Source organism: Mesorhizobium sp. M7A.F.Ca.CA.004.04.2.1, from assembly GCF_004022825.1.
Classification (GTDB): Bacteria; Pseudomonadota; Alphaproteobacteria; order Rhizobiales; family Rhizobiaceae; genus Mesorhizobium.
In genome coordinates, this window is the sequence record NZ_RZPH01000969.1 from 1 (window position 1) to 2,262 (window position 2,262).

Here is a 2,262-nt window from a genome sequence, read left to right on the forward strand (position 1 = left end):
ATATCATCCAGACCATTCCTTCGATCGCGCTGTTCGGCCTTTTGATCGCGCCGCTCGGCTGGGTTGCCACGCATGTGCCGGGAGCTGCCGCGCTCGGCATTCGCGGCATCGGCACCGCACCGGCTTTTGTGGCGCTGTTCCTTTACTCGCTGCTGCCGGTGGTGGCCAACACCGTGGTCGGTCTGGCCGGCGTGCCGCGCGCGGCCAACGACGCGGCGCGCGGCATGGGCATGACCGACAGGCAGCGCCTGTTCGGCATCGAGTTTCCGCTGGCTTTTCCTGTCATCCTCACCGGCATCCGCATCGTCTTGGTGCAGAACATCGGCCTCGCCACCATTGCCGCGCTGATCGGCGGCGGCGGTTTCGGCGTGTTCGTCTTCCAGGGTGTGGGCCAGACGGCGATGGACCTTGTGCTGCTTGGCGCGGTGCCAACGGTCGCGCTCGCCTTTGCCGCCGCCATCATCCTCGATGCGGTGATCGAAATGACCGCCACCAGGCGCAGGGTTGAAACGGCATGATCGAGATCGAAGGCATCACCAAGCGCTATGACGCGACGACCGTGGTCGATGACGTGTCGATGGTCATCGAGCCGCGCACCATCGCCGTCATTGTCGGCACGTCCGGTTCCGGCAAGACGACGCTGCTGCGCATGATCAACCGGCTGGTCGAGCCGACCTCGGGCATCATCAAGCTCGACGGCGCCGACAATCGTTCGCTGCCCGGCTACGAGCTGCGCCGCAGCATCGGCTACGCTATCCAGGGGCACGGCCTGTTTCCGCATCGCACGGTGGCACAGAACATTGCCACCGTGCCGGTGCTGCTTGGCTGGGACAAGGACCGTATCAAGGCCCGGGTCGACGAACTGATGACGCTCTATCAGCTCGATCCCGAAGCCTTCGGGCCTCGCTACCCGCACGAACTGTCCGGCGGCCAGCAGCAGCGCGTCGGTGTTGCCCGCGCACTCGCCGCCGAACCCAACGTGCTGTTGATGGACGAACCGTTCGGCGCCCTCGACCCGATCATCCGCACCAAGGCGCAGGAAGATCTGCTGGCGATCCAGAAGCGCTTCGGCACCACCATCATCCTCGTCACCCACGACATGGAAGAGGCCGTGCATATGGGCGACAAGATCGCGGTCATGGATGCCGGCAAGCTGGTGCAATACGCCAAGCCGGCCGAGATCCTGGCAAAGCCGGCAAGCGCCTTCGTCGAGACCCTGGTTGGCGCCAGCGAAAGGCCGTTCCGGTTGCTGTCGCTCGGCCGGGTCCGCGATGCCGTGGAGAAGGGCTCCGCCGAAGGTGAGGCGATCCCCGGCGATGCGAGCCAGCGCGACGCGCTGGCCGAATTGTTGTGGTCGGGCCGGCCGGCGCTGCCGGTCAAAGGCGCCGACGGCAAGCCGCTTGGCCGCGTGACCGTCGAAGGGCTGGTGAAGCGTGCGGCGAGGCCGGCATGAAGGCCTGGCTTCCATCGCTGCTCAGGCTAGCATTGGTGGTGCTGCTTGTCGCCTTCGTCACCAATCCCGGGTGGTTCGTGCCGCTGCTGAAGCCGCTGACCGAAAACAACGCGCCGGTGATCTACAACCAGGGCAGCCTGCTGACGCTGACCCTGCTGCACTTACGCACGGTTCTGATCGCCACCGTGGCGGCAACCATCGTTGCGGTGGCGCTTGCCATCCTGGTCACCAGGCCGGCCGGCGCCGAATTCCTGCCGCTATCGCGCAGCCTCGTCAACATCGGTCAGACCTTTCCGCCGGTGGCGGTGCTGGCGCTTGCCGTACCGGCCGTCGGCTTCGGCGAGAAGCCGACACTGATCGCCCTGTTTCTCTATGGCCTGCTGCCGATTTTCGAGAATGCACTGACCGGTCTGACGACGCTGCCGGCCAATGTCGTCGAGGCGGCGCGCGGCGCCGGCATGACCGGTTGGCAAAGGCTCACCAAGGTCGAGCTGCCGCTCAGCGCCCCGATCATTCTCGGCGGCATCAGGCTGTCGGTGGTGATCAGTCTTGCCACCGCGACCATCGGTTCGACCGTGGCAGCCAAAACGCTGGGCGAAGTGATCATCGCCGGGCTGTTGTCCAACAATCTCGCCTTCATCCTGCAAGGCGGCCTGATCGTGGCAGCGCTTGCCGTGCTGATCTATGACGGTCTGTCGGCGATCGAGCGCTACACGGCGCGCCGCATGGGCCGGGGAGCCGAGTAGGGGCGTCCTGCGTCAGGCCAATTTCAATCGATCTAATAGAGGGTGCTGACAGCAGTCGTCGCC

The 2,262-nt window shown here is 65.5% G+C and carries 3 protein-coding genes; all 3 read left to right on the forward strand.

What is annotated here, in order from left to right; all coding sequences use genetic code 11:
- Positions 1–518 (forward strand): ABC transporter permease (locus EN893_RS29910; RefSeq protein WP_164901230.1); only part of this gene is annotated, 518 nt, incomplete at its 5' end.
- Entirely contained in the window at positions 515–1,453 is a 939-nt protein-coding gene (locus tag EN893_RS29915) for an ABC transporter ATP-binding protein (protein WP_127267858.1), read from the forward strand. The genes EN893_RS29910 and EN893_RS29915, both read left to right, overlap by 4 nt.
- On the forward strand, positions 1,450–2,199 hold the full coding sequence (locus tag EN893_RS29920; RefSeq protein ID WP_127267857.1) for an ABC transporter permease: 750 nt from the start codon (positions 1,450–1,452) through the stop codon (positions 2,197–2,199). The genes EN893_RS29915 and EN893_RS29920 overlap by 4 nt, the downstream gene beginning before the upstream one ends.
- The last annotated feature ends 63 nt before the right edge of the window (positions 2,200–2,262 follow it).